Origin of the sequence: Streptomyces sp. NPDC056452, from assembly GCF_042796085.1 — a bacterium.
GTDB lineage: Bacteria > Actinomycetota > Actinomycetes > Streptomycetales > Streptomycetaceae > Streptomyces.
Window position 1 is genome coordinate 1 of the sequence record NZ_JBHTRI010000006.1, and the last position, 16,304, is coordinate 16,304.

Genomic DNA, 16,304 nt, shown 5'->3' on the forward strand with positions numbered 1-16,304 from the left:
CGGATAAATGACCCGGGCCCCACACGTGTGTGCTGCGGGTGGGCGGTCAGTCGCTCTCCCTGCTGATCGGGGACGGGTTGGCCTTCACCAGGAGGTGGCCCTTCCGGTCGCGTCCGGGTGCCGCCAGGAACAGGGCGAGGAACCCCGCGAAGAACGAGATGCTGCCCGCCAGGATGAAGGCGCCGTTGAGCCCCCAGGCGTCGACGACCAGGAAGCCCATCCCCGCCCCGAGTCCGGAGACGAGTTTGGAGCTGTAGACCATGCCGTAGTTGGTGGCGTTGTTGTTCTCACCGAAGTAGTCCGCGGTCATGGCTGCGAACATCGGGAAGATGGCTCCGCCGCCGAAGCCGGAGACCGCGGAGAAGAACAGGAACAGCGGCAGGCTCTTCAGCTCGGCCGACCAGATGATGCCGAACTGGGCGAGCCCCAGGATGACGCAGACGTAGAGCAGGCACTTCTTGCGCCCGTAGAGGTCGGACAGCCAGCCGATGACACCGCGCCCGGTGCCGTTGACGATCGCCTTGAGCGACATGGCGGTGGCCACGATCCCGGCGGCGAAGCCCGCCTCCTGGCCGATGTCGATCTGGAAGGCGATACCGAAGATGTTCACGCCGGAGGTACAGGCGAGGCAGCACCACATCAACGCCACGCGGCCGGTCCTCCAGGCCTCGCCCGGGGAGAACTGCTTGACGGCCGGCGGGTTCTTCTCCAGCGAACGGCGGGCCCGTGGGTCCTCGGGCGGGTTGAGCGGGTCGACCTCGGCGGGCCACCAGTTCTTCGGCGGGTCCCGGAAGAAGAAGCCGGCGCAGGCCACGAGCGCGGCGAGGAAGACGCCCACCGAGACCAGGACCCACTTGAAGTTGGTGATGTCCATGAACCCGGTGAAGATGAAGACGAACGGCACCGATCCGTAGGCGAAACCACCGTTGACGAAGCCCGTCTTGCCGCCCCTGCGCTCCGGGTACCACTTGCCGACCATGTTGACGCAGGTGGCGTACACCATGCCCGCACCCATGCCGGAGAACATACTGAAGCCGATGTAGGCGAAGATCACGTGCGGCGCGTACGCCAGTGACAGGTAGCCGAGGAGGGTGCCCGTCGCGCCGAGCATCATCGCCCAGCGGGCCGGCAGCCTGCCGGTCTCCCGCAGCCTGCCCGCGGGCATCGCGACCGCGGCCTGGAAGAACACCCAGACGGTCATCATCCAGTAGATGTGACCGCTGTCCCAGTTGTGCGCGTGGTGCAGCGTGTCCTCCGCCGACGCGAACGCGTACTCGGCCGAGCTGATGCCCATCATGCCGACCCACGGCAGGATGACCATCCACTTGCGCTTGCGGCCCATGATGTCGACATCGGTCTCGCCGATGCGGTACATGCGCCCGTTGGCGTCCGTCACCTCCCTGAAGGGGACGGGTGTGGAGATGTCAGTTGTCGTCATTGTCGATCGAACCCCTTGCGTGGAAGAAGTCTGGCCAGCGCCCCCTGCCCGTTCTCACTTCGCGTCGCGCGCGGGGTCCACGGCCGAGCGGTCAGCCGCAGACCCCGTGGTCCGAGTCCTCTCAGGTCATCGCCCACCGCCCAACAGGCCTGCCGCGCGCGCCCACCGGTACTTGGCGCCCAGCACGGCCACCGGCTTCTCCGTGGTGTACGGGTACGCGACGACACCGTGCTCGTAGAGGTACTGGCACGCCTCTTCCACTTCCGTGTCACCCGCCAGCGACGCCACCACGGGCTTCTCGATGCCCCGCTCCCTGAACTCCTGGACCACCCGGGCCGTCAGTTCGGCGAAGACCATCGGGGGAGTGACGATCGTGTGCCAGTAGCCCAGCACCAGGGCATGGATGCGCGGATCCTCCATCCCCAGCCGGATCGTCGCCTCGTACGTCGAGGGCGGCTCGCCGCCCGTGATGTCGATCGGGTTCCCCGCCGCGCCGAACGGCGGGATGAACGCCTTGAACGCCGCGTCCAGATCGGGCGGAATCTCCATCAGCGAGAGCCCGTTGTCGACGATCGCGTCCGACAGGAGCACGCCCGAACCGCCCGCCCCGGTGATGATGACGACGTTGTCGCCCTTGGGCGTCGGCAGAACCGGCAACGCCCTTGCGTACTCGAGCATGTCGTTCAGCCCCGGCGCCCGGATCACCCCCGCCTGCCGCAGGATGTCGTCGTACACCGCGTCGTCGCCGGCCAGCGCGCCCGTGTGTGAACCGGCCGCCTTCGCGCCCGCGCTGGTGCGCCCGGCCTTCAGGACCACGATCGGCTTCTTCGGTACGGTCGCCCGCGCCGCCTCGACGAACGCGCGGCCGTCCTTGAGGTCCTCCAGATGCATGGCGATGCACTGGGTGTGGGGGTCCTCGCCGAACCACGTCAACAGGTCGTCCTCGTCGATGTCCGACTTGTTGCCGAGCCCGACGATCGCCGACACACCGGTCTTCGTCGACCGGGCGAAACCGAGGATCGCCATGCCGATGCCACCGGACTGGGAGGTCAGCGCCACCCCGCCCTTGACGTCGTACGGGGTGCAGAAGGTGGCGCAGAGGTCCTGCCACGTGGAGTAGTAGCCGTAGATGTTCGGCCCCAGCAGCCGCACGCCGTACCGCTCGCCGATCGCCACGATCTCGTCCTGCAGACCCTGTTCGCCGGTCTCGGCGAACCCTGACGGGATGAGCACGGCATTGGGAATCCCCTTGCGCCCCACCTCTTCCAGCGCCGATGCCACGAACTTGGCGGGGATCGCGAAGACCGCCACATCCACCTCACCGGGAACGTCGGTGACACTCTTGTACGCCTTGCGGCCCAGAATGTCATCGGCCTTGGGGTTCACCGGATGGATCTCGCCCGTGAAACCTCCGTCGACGAGGTTGCGCATCACCGAATTGCCGATCTTCCCCTGCTCGTTGGAGGCGCCGATCACGGCGACCGAACGGGGTTCCATCAGCCGGCGCATCGACACGAGGATCTCCTCGCGGCTGTAGGTGCGCCGTGCCTTCACCTCCTCGGTGGTCAGCAGGATGCGGATGTCCGCGGCGATCGCACCGTCCGGCGACGCGATCACGGGATTGAGGTCCACCTCCGCGATCTCCGGGAAGTCCGTGACCAGCCGGGAGACCCGCCGGATCTGCTCCGCCAGCGCCCACCGGTCGACCGGTGGCGCGCCGCGCACGCCCCGGAGGATCTCCGCGGCGCCGATCGAGTCGAGCATCGACTGCGCCTCGTCCGCGGTGACGGGCGCCAGCCGGAAGGTGATGTCCTTGAGGACCTCCACCAGGACCCCGCCGAGCCCGAACGCCACCACCTTCCCGAACGTCGGGTCGGTGACCGCCCCGATGATGACCTCCTGGCCGGGCGGAACCAGCTGCTGGACCTGCACGCCGTCGATCCGGGCGTCCGGCGCGTACGCCTTCGCGTTCTCGACGATCCGGCAGAAGGCGGACCGCACCTCAGCGGCACCCGAGACCCCGACCACGACTCCGCCCGCATCCGTCTTGTGCAGGATGTCGGGGGAGACGATCTTCAGTACGACGGACCCCCCGAGGCGGTCGGCGAACGCCACGGCTTCCTCGACGTCCCGGGCCAGCTCCTCGCCCGGCACGGCGATGCCGTACGCGTCGGCGACGACCTTTCCCTCCGGTGCGGTGAGCGCGCTGCGCCCCTCGCTCCGGACGGCGTCGAGCAGTGCCCGTACCTGTCGCTGTTCCTTCTCTTCGACTGTTCCGGCCATGCTCAGATGACTCCGTTCGTCTTCAGCAACTGCAATTCCGCGTCACCCAGGCCCAGTTCGCCGACGTACACCTCGGCGTTGTGCTCACCGAGCAGCGGGGACGTGCGGATCTCGACGGGGGAGTCGGACAGCTTCAGCGGGCTGCCGACCGTGGTGAACGTGCCGCGCTCCGGATGGTCGACGCGCACCACCATCTCGTTGGCGGCCAGGGACTCGTCCTCGACGATCTCCTTCGTGGAGAGGATCGGGCCGCACGGGATGTTGTGCGCGTTCAGCTGCTCCAGGACCTCCCACTTGGGGAGCGTGGCCGACCACTCCTCGATCAGCTGGAACATCTTTCCGAGCTTCGGGAGCCGGGACTCCGGCGACGCCCACTCGGGGTCCTCCGCCAGCTCCGGCCGGCCGATCAGCGCGGACAGGGGCTTCCAGCCGACGGGCTGCACGATGACGTACACGTAGTCGTTGGGGCCGCCGGGTGCGCACTTCACCGCCCATCCCGGCTGGCCGCCGCCGCTGGCGTTGCCGCTGCGCGGCACCTCGTCGGCCCCGGCGGTGTCCTGGGCGTTGGGGTACTCGGCGAGCGGCCCGTGCGCCAGGCGCTGCTGGTCTCGCAGCTTCACCCGGCAGAGGTTGAGCACGGCGTGCTGCATCGCCACGTTCACGCGCTGCCCGCGCCCGGTGCTCTCCCGCTGGAACAGCGCGGCGAGGATGCCGGCCACCGCATGGACCCCGGTGCCCGAGTCGCCGATCTGCGCACCGGTGGCGAGCGGTGGCCCGTCCTCGAAGCCGGTGGTCGACATCGAGCCGCCCATGGCCTGCGCGACGACCTCGTAGGCCTTGAAGTTGGTGTACGGCCCGTCGCCGAAGCCCTTGATGGAGGCATAGACGATCCGGGGGTTGATCTCCTGGATCCTCTCCCAGGTGAACCCCATGCGGTCCACGGCGCCGGGGCCGAAGTTCTCGACCATCACATCGCTGCGCCGGATGAGCTCGGTCAGGATCTCCTTGCCGCGCTCGCTCTTCGTGTTGAGGGTGATGCTCCGCTTGTTGCAGTTGAGCATCGTGAAGTAGAGGGAGTCGACGTCGGGCAGATCCCGCAACTGCTTGCGGGTGATGTCGCCGCTCGGCGCCTCCAGCTTGACCACGTCCGCACCGAGCCAGGCGAGCAGCTGGGTGGCGGAGGGACCGGACTGTACGTGCGTCATGTCGAGGACGCGTACGCCCTCAAGAGCTTTGGTCATGCCAACGGCTCCTCTGCTACTTGTACATGGTCTGGTTCATCGTTCCGGGGGCGTACGCGTCGGGGTCGACCCAGACGTTGATGAGCGAGGGCAGCCCCGACTCGCGCGCCCGCTGCAGCGCGGGGGCGATGTCCGCGGGGTCGCGCACCTCTTCGCCGTAACCGCCCAGCATCTGCGCGAACTTGTCGTAGTGGACATCGCCGAGGGTGTTGCCGACCCGCTCACGCTCGTCGCCGTACTTGGCCTTCTGGCCGTAACGGATCTGGTTCATCGAGGAGTTGTTGCCGACGATCCCGACGAACGGGAGCTTGTAGCGGACCAGCGTCTCGAAGTCCCAGCCGGTCAGGGAGAACGCGCCGTCGCCGAAGAGCGCCACGACCTCCTTGTCGGGCCTGGCCTGCTTGGCAGCCAGGACGAACGGCACGCCGACACCGAGCGTGCCGAGGGGCCCCGGGTCCATCCAGTGGCCCGGTGTGCGGGGCTGGACGACCTGGCCGGAGAAGGTGACGATGTCGCCGCCGTCCCCGATGTAGATGGAGTCCTCGGTCAGGAAGTCGTTGATCTCGCTGACCAGGCGGTACGGATGGATGGGGGAGGCGTCCGACCTGAGTTGGGGCAGCCGCTTGTCGATCGCCGTCTGCTCTGCGGCCCGGAGCTCGTCGAGCCAGGCCTTGCGCCTCACCGAACCGCCGTTGAGCCGCCCGCTCGCCGCCTCCGTGACCGCCTTCAGTACGAGTGAGGCGTCGCCGACGATCCCGAGGTCGATGTCGCGGTTCTTGCCCACCGTGCGGTAGTCGAGGTCGATCTGGACGACGGTCGCGTCCTGCGAGAGCCGCTTTCCGTAGCCCATCCGGAAGTCGAAGGGCGTCCCCACGATCACGATGAGGTCGGCGTTGGAGAACGCGTACCGCCGCGAGAGCTGGAAGTGGTGCGGGTCGCCGGGAGGCAGGGTGCCGCGGCCCGCGCCGTTCATGTACGCGGGGATGTTGAGGGTCCGGACCAGCTCGGTGGCCGAGTCCGTGGCCCGCGTCGTCCAGACCTGGCTGCCCAGCAGGATGGCGGGCTTCTCCGCGTGGACGAGGAGGTCCGCCAGCTTCTCGATGTCGGCCGGGTCGCCGGCCGCGCGCGTCGAGGCCCGGTACTGCCCGGCCTCGGGCACCCGCGCCCTGTCCACCGGCACCTTGGCGTCGAGGACATCGCGTGGGATCTCCAGGAAGGAGGGCCCGGGCGCACCGTGGTAGCACTCCCGGAACGCCATCGACACCATGTCCGCCGCCCGCGCGGTGTCCGGCACGGTGGCCGCGAACTTGGTGATGGGCGTCATCATGTCGACGTGCGGCAGGTCCTGGAGCGATCCCATCTTGTGCTGGGTGTGCGCCCCCTGACCACCGATCAGCAGCATCGGTGACTCCGCGCGGAAGGCGTTGGCGACACCGGTGACGGCGTCGGTCGTCCCCGGTCCCGCGGTGACGACGGCGCATCCGGGCTTCCCGGTGATGCGGGCGTAACCATCGGCTGCGTGGGCGGCGACCTGCTCGTGGCGTACGTCGACGACCTCGATGCCCTCGTCGACGCAGCCGTCGTAGATGTCGATGATGTGGCCGCCGCAGAGGGTGTAGATGCGCTCCACCCCCTCCGCCTTGAGTGCCTTGGCGACCAAGTGCCCACCGGAGATGAGGTTCTGGGTGTCGTGGCTGTCCTCAGGCATGGCGATGTCCTGTCCCTTCGTAGGGGAGTGCGGGAGCCGTTCCGCCGCTCTCGCGGTACATTGCATACAGTCGACGAATACTGTATGAAGCTTGTTATCCCGCATCCGGTGGGTGGTGTCCAGGGGGCGTGCGGCACTTTCACAATCGGCACGATCGGGAGTGGCTATGGATCTGTACGAGCACCAGGCAAGGCAACTCTTCGCGGACCACGGCATATCCGTACCGGACGCCGAGGTCGTGGACGACCCGTCCGAGGCCCGTGCGGCGGCCGAACGGCTCGGCGGCCGCGTCGTCGTCAAGGCGCAGGTGAAGACCGGTGGCAGGGGCAAGGCGGGCGGGGTGAAAGTGGCGGCGGACCCCGCCTCCGCCGTCGTCACCGCACGCCAGATCCTCGGCATGGACATCAAGGGCCACCGGGTCCGGACGGTCATGCTCGCCCAACCCGTCGACATCGAGGCGGAGTTCTACGTGAGCTACGTCCTGGACCGGGCCTCGGGCACCTTCCTCGCCATCGCCTCGGCGGAGGGCGGCATGGACATCGAGGAGGTCGCGGCCACCCGTCCCGAGGCGGTGGCCCGAATCCCCGTCGACCCGGTCGAGGGAGTGACGGCGGCCAAGGCGGCAGAGATAGCCGAGGCCGCCGCTCTCCCCTCCGCCACCGCCCCCGTACTCCAGGCGCTGTGGCAGGTACTCACCCAGGAGGACGCCCTGCTGGTCGAGGTCAACCCGCTGGTCCGTACCGCGGACGGCCGGATCCTCGCCCTCGACGGAAAGGTGACACTCGACGACAACGCCGCCTTCCGGCAGCCGCGTCGGGGCGCGGACGCGGCAGACCCGCACGGGGACCCGCTGGAGGCCGCTGCCGCCGCCAAGGGCCTCAACTACGTCAAGCTCGACGGCGAGGTCGGCATCATCGGCAACGGCGCCGGACTGGTCATGTCCACCCTCGACGTGGTCGCCGGCTGCGGGGCGCGGCCCGCCAACTTCCTCGACATCGGGGGCGGCGCATCGGCCCGCGTCATGGCCGACGGCCTCACCGTCATCCTCTCCGACCCGTCGGTGAAGTCCGTCTTCGTCAACGTCTTCGGCGGCATCACCGCCTGCGACGCGGTCGCCGACGGGATCGTCCAGGCGCTGGACGCCGTCCACCTGACGAAACCACTGGTCGTACGCCTCGACGGCAACAACGCGGCCCGCGGCCGAGCGATCCTCGACGACCGCGCACACCCCCTGGTCCAGCAGGTCACGACGATGGACGGCGCAGCAGACCGAGCAGCCCGACTCGCCCTGGGAGGGCACTGATCATGGCCATCTTCCTCACCAAGGAGAGCAAGGTCCTCGTCCAGGGCATGACCGGTGCCGAGGGCATGAAGCACACCCGGCGGATGCTCGCCGCGGGCACCCAGATCGTCGGGGGCGTCAATCCGCGCAAGGCCGGCCGGGCCGTGGACTTCGACGACCGCACGGTCCCCGTCTTCGGATCCGTGCGCGAGGGAATGGACGCCACCGGGGCGGACGTCACGGTCGTGTTCGTCCCGCCGCCGTTCGCCAGGGCGGCGGTCATCGAGGCGGCCGACGCGGGCATCGCCCTGGCCGTGGTCATCACGGAGGGCATCCCCGTCCACGACGCGGTGGCCTTCCATGCCCACGCGCGCGCACGCGGCACGCGCGTCCTCGGACCCAACTGCCCCGGCGTGATCAGCCCCGGCCAGTCGAACGCGGGCATCATCCCGGCCGACATCGCCTCGAAGCCGGGCCGTATCGGCCTGGTCTCCAAGTCGGGCACCCTCACGTACCAGTTGATGCACGAACTCCGCGAGACCGGCTTCTCGTCGGCGGTGGGCATCGGCGGCGACCCGGTGATCGGGACGACGCACATCGACTGCCTGACAGCCTTCGAGAACGACCCCGACACCGAGCTGATCGTCCTGATCGGCGAAATCGGCGGCGACGCGGAGGAACGGGCCGCGGCGCACATCGCGCAGCACATCACCAAGCCGGTGATCGGCTACATCGCCGGCTTCACCGCCCCCGAGGGCAAGACGATGGGCCATGCGGGAGCGATCGTCTCGGGCTCCTCGGGCACGGCGGCCGCCAAGAAGCAGGCACTGGAGGCCGCAGGGGTGGCGGTAGGTGCCACACCGACGGAAACGGCCAGGCTGGTGGAGGACCGCCTGCGGTCCTGAGGGCACACCCAGACCCGTCCGGCGATTGAGCCCGAGCCCCTACGCGTGAGGGCATATCCAGACCCGTCCGGCGATCGAGGACCGGGGCTCGGGGCGGAGCCCCGGTCACGGGAAGGGGCGGGCAGGGGACAAGGCCCGCCGCAGGACAAGGCCCGCCGCAGGCGCCCGCCCCCACCCGTTCCGGCCCCGCCCCCCGGCCGCCCCACCACCCGCCCCCGTCCCCCGCCCACGTACGCGCACCGAGAGCGGAGACCCATGACCCCCTCAGCACCCACGACCGCACCCAGCACCCTCACCCTCAAACCCCACACCACCTGGCCCGAAGCCTGGCAACGCGCACGCGCCGCCGCCCCCGAGGCCTTCCAGGACGACCACGTCCGCAACCTCTGGGCCGCCACCTGGCACCAGGACGGCCGCACCCTCCCCGCCACCAGCCCCATCGACAACACCCCCGTCGTCGGCCCGCCCCGCCTGGACGCGACGACCGCCCGACAGGCCGTACGGGCCTCCCTCGACCAGCACCGCGCCTGGCGCCACATCCCCCTCCCCGAACGCCGCGCCCGCGTGGGCGCCGCCCTCGACGCACTGGCCGAGCACCGCGAGCTCCTCGCCCTCCTCCTGGTCTGGGAGATCGGCAAACCCTGGCGCCTCGCCCAGGCCGATGTGGACCGAGCCATCGACGGTGTCCGCTGGTACGCCGACAACATCGACCGGCTCCTCGCCGCCAGGACCCCTCTGCCCGGCCCGGTCTCCAACATCGCCAGCTGGAACTACCCCATGTCCGTACTGGTCCACGCGATGCTCGTGCAGGCACTGGCCGGCAACGCGGTGATCGCCAAGACGCCCACCGACGGAGGCGTCGCCTGCCTCACCCTGGCCTGCGCACTCGCCGCCCGCGAGGGCATCCCGCTCACCCTCGTCAGCGGGAGCGGCAGCGAACTGTCGGCGCCCCTCGTCCGCTCGCCCGAGATCGGCTGCGTCTCCTTCGTCGGTGGCCGCGACACCGGCGCCCGTATCGCCACCGCGGTCGCCGACCTGGGCAAGCGGCACATCCTCGAACAGGAGGGCCTCAACACCTGGGGCATCTGGAACTACTCGGACTGGCCGTCCCTCACCGCCGTCATCCCGAAGCTCTTCGACTACGGCAAGCAGCGCTGCACGGCCTACCCGCGCTTCGTCGTCCAGCGCACCCTCTTCGCGGACTTCCTGGCGGCCTACCTTCCCGCCGTCCGAGGCCTCCGCACCGGCCACCCCCTCGCGGTGGAGCACCCCACCGATCCGCTGCCCGACCTGGACTTCGGCCCGCTCATCAACGCCGCGAAGGCCAAGGAGCTCGCCGACCAGGTGGCCGAGGCGATCGACAGGGGAGCCGTCCCCCTCCACCACGGGTCGGTCGCCGATGCCCGGTTCCTCCCCGGCCAGGACACCAGCGCCTACCTCCACCCCGTCACGCTGCTCAACCCTCCTCCGTCCTCCCCGCTGCACCATGCGGAACCCTTCGGCCCGGTCGACACGATCGTTCTGGTCGACACCGAGGCGGAGCTCCTGGCGGCCATGAACGCCTCCAACGGGGCGCTGGTGGCCACCCTGTCCACCGACGACCCGGCCACGTACGACCGACTGGCCCCGCAGATCCGCGCCTTCAAGACCGGCCACGGCAAGCCCCGTTCGCGGGGCGACCGCGACGAGCTCTTCGGCGGCTTCGGCGCCTCGTGGCGCGGTGCCTTCGTAGGCGGCGAGCTGCTCGTACGGGCAGTGACCGAGGGCCCGGCGGGGGAGCGGCTGCCCGGCAACTTCCCCGACCACCACCTGATGCCGTGACCGGCCGGCGGCGTCAGCCGATCCCCTGACGGTCCGGGTCCAGGGCGAAGGCCCGCTCGACAGCTTCGGGCACCGTGCGCTCCACCGCCCCCACCAGGAGTGCACGGTGCCTGAGCAGCGGTTTCCTCCGATCCTCGGCGGCGAGGAGCAGCAGATCGTCGAGCCCGGCCAGCATCCGCCGCGTGACCTGCGGACTGCCGGCCGCGTGCCTGCGGATCTCCTCGAACGCGAGATCCACGAGATCCGGCCATCCCGGCACCTCCTGGACGAGCCGCACGGCGCCCCGCCGGTCCCGGTGGTGCAGGTGCCCGAGCGGCAGGCGCACGGCGACCGAGAGGAACTGCACGATCCGGTCGAGGCACTGCACCGCGGTGGTCGGATCGTTCACGGACGTCGACAGGGCACGCAGGGCGATGTCCGACAACTGCCGCAGCCCGAACGCCGGATCCTGGTGCACCGTCCGCTCGACCCCGACGGCGACCGTGTGCCTCAGGGTGTGCGGAGGTGGCGCGGCCCCACCGTGCACGGCCAGTACCGGCGTCCCCGGCACCAGGAAGTCCCCGGTCCGCGGGATCAGCCGCAGTACCACCCCACGCCGGCGCGCGGCCCGCACCAGGCGGGCCACATTCACATCCCTCACCACCCCCGCCCGCTCCCGGTGCACGACCCACGCCGTCTCGGGCCCGAGCAGGGCTTCCCCGTGCTCGCCCCCGGGCTGGTGCTCCAGGGCCCGGACCGCCTCGCCCGTGATGCGGTCGAGGACGGGGCCGACCTGCATCAGCCGCAGCGTGGAGGAGACGAAGGCGATGAACAGCAGCAGGCTCAGGCCGACCATGCCCAGCGTCAGCATGCTCTGCAGCACCGGTACGGAGGTGATCCGCCGCGGATTCGCGGCCGCCCCTCCCTCGTACGACGTCAGGACCAGCAGCGAGAACGCGAACGTCGCCAGGAACACCGTCAGCGTGAGCTTGCTGATCCGGCTCCGCACGAAGATCCGGACCACGCGCGGAGTGAGCTGCCCGCTCGCCATCTGCACGGCCACCAGAGAGATGCTGAAGACGACCCCGATGAAGGTCATCATGGCCGCGCTGATCGTCGTGACGATCAGCCTGGCGTCCTCGGCGAAGGAGAGGAGGTCGCCGAGCTCCTCGTACGCCTCTTCGTCCTTCAGATAGGTGACGATCTTCGTGTCCACCTCGGAGAGGGCCCACCACAGCGCGAAGGCGCAGGCCAGCCCCACCGTCGGCGCGAACCAGAACGTGTCGCGCAGACGCTCGCGCAGGGAGGCCAGCGCGCGGGGCTGCGATGCGCGGGGCGGCGGCCGGGTGCGATCGGTCATGCCGCTCCTGCCGCTCGTGCCGTTCGTGCCAGTCATGCCCGCGAAGGTAGCCCGGACGACTCCTCGTGCACGGCAGGCGACAGAACGTACGCGCGTCGCCACGTGCCGGCCGCCGGTCGGCGCTCCGTCCCCGCCCGCACCGCACTGACCACCGAAAATGCAGGTGAGAGGCACCCCAAACCCCTGGTATTGTTTTCTTTGTCGCCACGGGGAACACGCCGTGAACGACAGACACCTTGTCCGGGTGGCGGAATGGCAGACGCGCTAGCTTGAGGTGCTAGTGCCCTTTATCGGGCGTGGGGGTTCAAGTCCCCCCTCGGACACCAGACATACGGGGACGTTCACGAGATCGTCCGCGGTGCGTTCACGAATAACCGGTCGAGTCATATGACTCACCGGTTTTTTCGTTGTTCCTGAGGCATCCCGGTCGGCTGTGTCGTGGCCCGTCCTGAGCCGCGCCCGACGGGCTGGTCACTGATACTTGGAAAATGGGCAAACTTGGGCGATTCGTCCCGGAGGGTCGACGGCGCGACCGTGTGCCGCCGACGGCCGGGCCGCCGGAACCCGGCCCGGAGGCCCGTCACCGTTCGGCCGTTCGGCGAGTGCTCTCGTCGCTGAGGCCGCGCACCGTCGCCACCCAGGTCTTCCTGCTGCAACTGGGGGTCGTCCTGCTGCTCATCGCCACGGCCGTGGTGGCGCTCTTGATCCAGGACCGCAACCGCGCGATCCAGGAGGCCGGCGACCGGTCACTGGTGGCGGCCGAGTCGTTCGCGAACGCTCCGGGCACCGCGGCGGCGATGAAGAGCGATGACCCGACGGCGGCCCTCCAGCCACATGCCGAAGCGTTGCGGATGAAGACCGGCGTCGACTACGTCGTGGCGCTGAGCCCCTACGGCTTCCGGTGGACCCACCCCGATCCGGACCAGATCGGGAAGCACGTCTCCACCTCCTACGGCGAGGCGCTCGAAGGCGAGCCCCACCAGACCACCTTCGACAGCAGTCTGGGGAAGGCGGTCGACTCGACGGTGGCCGTCTTCGACGCGAACGGTGTCGCGGTCGGCCTCGTCACCGTGGGGGTCACGGTGGACAAGGTGACCAGCGTGGTGGAGCACCAGCTGCCGGTGATCCTCGCCGCGGGCGGTGTCGCCCTGCTGCTGGCCGCGGGCGGGTCGGCACTGGTCAGCAGGCGTTTGCGGCGCCAGACCGGAGGCCTGGGGCCGGTGGAGATGACGCGCATGTACGAGCACCACGACGCGGTGCTGCACGCGGTCCGTGAAGGCGTGATCATTCTGGACGGTGACGGACGGCTGCAGCTGGTCAACGACGAGGCGCGCCGACTGCTCGCCCTTCCTCCGGAGGCCGAGGGCATGGCGGTCACCGGACTGGGGCTGAGCCCGGCCCTGGCGGGACTGCTGGGATCGGGCAGGGCGGTCACGGACAAGGTCTTCCTGGCCGGGGGCACCCTGCTCGCGGTCAACGTGCGGCCGGTGGGCCCGAAGGGGGGCTGCGTGGCCACCCTGCGGGACACCACGGAGCTGCGCGCCCTCGCGGGCCGGGCCGAGGTGGCGGGCGGGCGCCTGCAACTGATCTACGAGGCCAGCACCCGCATCGGTACCACCCTCGACGTGAAGCGCACCGCCGAGGAGCTGACCGAAGTGGCGGTCCCGCGCTTCGCCGACTTCGCCACCATCGAGCTGTTGGAGCCCGTGCTGCACGGTGGTGAACCGACGGGGGCGAGTATGGAAATGTGCCGCGTCGCGGCTGCGGGCATCCGGGACGACGCGCCCCTCGACCCCGTCGGAACGCGTATGGACTACGTGCCCGGCAACCCCGTGGCCCTCGGCATGACCACCGGCCGGCCGATTCTGGTGGAGCACCTCGCGATGACCGACGCATGGCGGGCACAGGACCCGGAGCTGACCCAGAGGGTCATCGAATTCGGCATCCACTCCATGATCTCGGTGCCGCTGCAGGCTCGAGGCCAACTGCTGGGGGTCGTGGAGTTCTGGCGTTCGGAGCAGGACCCCTTCGAGCCGGACGACCTGTCGCCCGCCGAGGAACTCACCGCCCGGGCGGCCGTGTGCATCGACAACGCACGCCGCTACACCCGCGAGCACATCACGGCCGTCACTCTCCAGCGCAGCCTGCTGCCCGGAGTGTTCCCCGAGCTGTCCGCCCTGGAGGTCGGGCACCGGTACCTGCCGGCCCGGGCGGGGGTGGGCGGCGACTGGTACGACGTCATCCCGCTGCCCGGTGCCCGGGTGGCGCTTGTGGTCGGCGACGTCGTCGGACACGGCCTGCACGCCGCCGCGACGATGGGCCGCCTGAGGACCGCGGTGCACAACTTCGCCGCCCTGGACCTGCCTCCGGACGAGCTTCTCGCACACCTGGACGACCTGATCACCCGTATCGACCAGGATGCGACAACCGAAGGCAGCACCGAGGCCATCACCGGTGCCACCTGCCTGTATGCGGTCTACGACCCGGTCTCCGGGCGGTGCGTTCTCGCCCGGGCCGGTCATCCCGGTCCGGCGCTGGTGTCGCCCGACGGCTCCGTGACCTTCCCCGACATCCCCGTCTCCCCGCCACTGGGCGTGGGAGGAGGTCTGCCGGTCGAGACCGCCGAACTCCGGCTGGCCGCCGACAGCCGGCTGGTCCTCTACACCGACGGTCTGGTCGAGGCCCGGGGCCGTGACATCGACACCGGGCTCGGCATGCTGAGGGAGGCGCTCGCCCGGACGGACGGCACCACCCCGGACGACACCTGCCGGGCGGTGCTCGACGCGATGCTGCGCACCAGGCCGAGTGACGACGTCGCCCTGCTCGTCGCGCGCACCCGGCTGCTCGACCCGGAGCAGGTCGGGGAGTGGGAGGTGCCCCACGACCCCGCGGCCGTCTCCCGGATCCGCAACGAGACCACCCGCAAGCTGGAAGCCTGGGGGCTCGGAGACGCCACCTTCACGACCGAGCTGATCCTCAGCGAACTGGTGACGAACGCCATCCGGTACGGAGCCAGCCCCATCAGCCTGCGGCTGCTGCGCGACCGCGACAGCCTGATCTGCGAGGTCAGCGACGGCACCAGCACCTCCCCGCACCTGCGCCGCGCGGCCACCACGGACGAGGGAGGCCGTGGCCTGTTCCTCGTCGCGCAGTTGTCCCGTCGCTGGGGAACCCGGTACACCGACCGAGGCAAGATCATCTGGGCTGAACAGGCGCTCGACGCCGGAGCCGCGGGGGACCTGAGCGATCTCCTGATGGCGGACCTGTGAAGCAGCCGGAAACCGGGCCCGCCGCGCACGCCCGGGAGCGTTTTCAGGAGCCGTCGTCGGCCGTGAAGTACGGGATCTTGGCCGGGTCCTGGTTGAAAGCGGCCCCGAGATAGACGGCCGACAGTTTGGCGAGCGTCCCGTCGTCGATCAGCTGCCTGATGATCCGGTCCAGCTCTTCCTTGTCGGGTGACCCCTTCGGGTACAGGGCGCCGTAGCCCTGGTCGGTCCTGTACTGGCCCACGAGTCGCACCCTTCCCTTCCGCTTCTGGGGATACGCCAGCAGGATCGTCGTGTCGTGGACGACCGCGTCGATCCGGCCCTCCTCCAGCGCCGTGACCATCTCCGGATCGTTGGCGAAGACGGTGAGGGGCTTGGTCGGCTTCAGGCGGTTCCTGACGAACTCCTCACCCGTGGTGCCCTCGGCCACCCCGATGCGGACGTCGCGGATGTTGTCCTCGTCGATCTTCTCCCCGTCCCTGATCAGCACGCCCAGGGTCGAGGAGAGGTAGGGCGGGGAAAACGCGGCGACCTTACTCCGTTCCGGGGTGATCGTGATCTGCGCCAGGGCCAGGTCGAAGTCCTTGGTCCTGCCGGACACGATCTCCGGGAAGGGCGCGTTCTCCACTTTCACCCGGTCGAGTCCCGACCGGTGGGCGATGTTGGCGGCCATGCAGTACTCGTAGCCGCTCTTGACGGAGTCCGGCGTCCTGCCGTTCCACCAGCCGGGTGCGGGCAGCGTCGTTTTGACCGTGAGGGCGCCCGCCGTCACGGGCGACAGCTGGAACTCCCCGTAACGTCCCGAGACCTGGCAGTCGCCGTACTGGGCGTCCGACGCATCCGACCCGCCCTCGTCGCACGCCGGTGTCGCCACGATCAGCGCCCCGCTGACGGCCAGAGAGACGATCGCTGCCGCGGTGCGCTTCATTGCACCTCCGGTAGGGGCGTATTCCTTGAGTCACCATAAATCACCCCGATCCATACGACCGCCGGAGCCACGTGGGAGGACTCCGGGCTCGCG

The 16,304-nt window shown here is 69.7% G+C and carries 10 protein-coding genes and 1 tRNA gene; 5 read left to right on the top strand and 6 right to left on the bottom strand.

The window, feature by feature from the left end; genetic code table 11:
- Nucleotides 1-46: 46 nt before the first annotated feature.
- The 4 genes from ACFQ6X_RS07780 to ACFQ6X_RS07795 all read right to left on the bottom strand — a co-directional run bounded on the left by ACFQ6X_RS07780 (nucleotide 47) and on the right by ACFQ6X_RS07795 (nucleotide 6,670).
- Complete coding sequence (locus tag ACFQ6X_RS07780; protein ID WP_383177489.1) at nucleotides 47-1,438, bottom strand: OFA family MFS transporter; 1,392 nt, start codon at nucleotides 1,436-1,438, stop codon at nucleotides 47-49.
- 126 nt (nucleotides 1,439-1,564) lie between these two features.
- Nucleotides 1,565-3,721, bottom strand: a complete 2,157-nt coding sequence (locus ACFQ6X_RS07785; RefSeq protein ID WP_383177492.1) for an acetate--CoA ligase family protein — start codon at nucleotides 3,719-3,721, stop codon at nucleotides 1,565-1,567.
- 2 nt (nucleotides 3,722-3,723) lie between these two features.
- On the bottom strand, nucleotides 3,724-4,962 hold the full coding sequence (gene frc / locus ACFQ6X_RS07790; protein WP_383177495.1) for a formyl-CoA transferase: 1,239 nt from the start codon (nucleotides 4,960-4,962) through the stop codon (nucleotides 3,724-3,726).
- 16 nt (nucleotides 4,963-4,978) lie between these two features.
- Nucleotides 4,979-6,670 carry a thiamine pyrophosphate-binding protein gene (locus tag ACFQ6X_RS07795; protein ID WP_383177498.1) on the bottom strand — a complete coding sequence of 564 codons (1,692 nt, stop codon included), beginning with the start codon at nucleotides 6,668-6,670 and terminating at the stop codon, nucleotides 4,979-4,981.
- Nucleotides 6,671-6,836: 166 nt separating this feature from the next.
- Between ACFQ6X_RS07795 and sucC the strand changes: the two genes are divergently transcribed.
- The 3 genes from sucC to ACFQ6X_RS07810 all read left to right on the top strand — a co-directional run bounded on the left by sucC (nucleotide 6,837) and on the right by ACFQ6X_RS07810 (nucleotide 10,678).
- Nucleotides 6,837-7,973, top strand: a complete 1,137-nt coding sequence (sucC, locus tag ACFQ6X_RS07800; RefSeq protein WP_383177501.1) for an ADP-forming succinate--CoA ligase subunit beta — start codon at nucleotides 6,837-6,839, stop codon at nucleotides 7,971-7,973.
- Between the two features lie 2 nt (nucleotides 7,974-7,975).
- Nucleotides 7,976-8,857, top strand: a complete 882-nt coding sequence (gene sucD / locus ACFQ6X_RS07805) for a succinate--CoA ligase subunit alpha (RefSeq protein ID WP_383177504.1) — start codon at nucleotides 7,976-7,978, stop codon at nucleotides 8,855-8,857.
- 255 nt (nucleotides 8,858-9,112) lie between these two features.
- Entirely contained in the window at nucleotides 9,113-10,678 is a 1,566-nt protein-coding gene (locus ACFQ6X_RS07810) for an aldehyde dehydrogenase family protein (protein WP_383177507.1), read from the top strand.
- A gap of 13 nt (nucleotides 10,679-10,691) precedes the next feature.
- Here the strand turns inward: ACFQ6X_RS07810 and ACFQ6X_RS07815 are convergent, their stop codons facing one another.
- Entirely contained in the window at nucleotides 10,692-12,017 is a 1,326-nt protein-coding gene (locus ACFQ6X_RS07815; protein WP_383178141.1) for a DUF2254 domain-containing protein, read from the bottom strand.
- Nucleotides 12,018-12,255: 238 nt separating this feature from the next.
- Between ACFQ6X_RS07815 and ACFQ6X_RS07820 the strand changes: the two genes are divergently transcribed.
- A tRNA-Leu gene (locus ACFQ6X_RS07820) sits at nucleotides 12,256-12,343 on the top strand.
- A 162-nt stretch (nucleotides 12,344-12,505) separates the two neighbouring features.
- Nucleotides 12,506-15,286 carry a SpoIIE family protein phosphatase gene (locus ACFQ6X_RS07825; protein ID WP_383177510.1) on the top strand — a complete coding sequence of 927 codons (2,781 nt, stop codon included), beginning with the start codon at nucleotides 12,506-12,508 and terminating at the stop codon, nucleotides 15,284-15,286.
- A gap of 43 nt (nucleotides 15,287-15,329) precedes the next feature.
- Here the strand turns inward: ACFQ6X_RS07825 and ACFQ6X_RS07830 are convergent, their stop codons facing one another.
- Nucleotides 15,330-16,211, bottom strand: coding sequence for an ABC transporter substrate-binding protein (locus ACFQ6X_RS07830; protein WP_383177513.1), 882 nt, complete (start codon nucleotides 16,209-16,211; stop codon nucleotides 15,330-15,332).
- Nucleotides 16,212-16,304 lie beyond the last annotated feature (93 nt).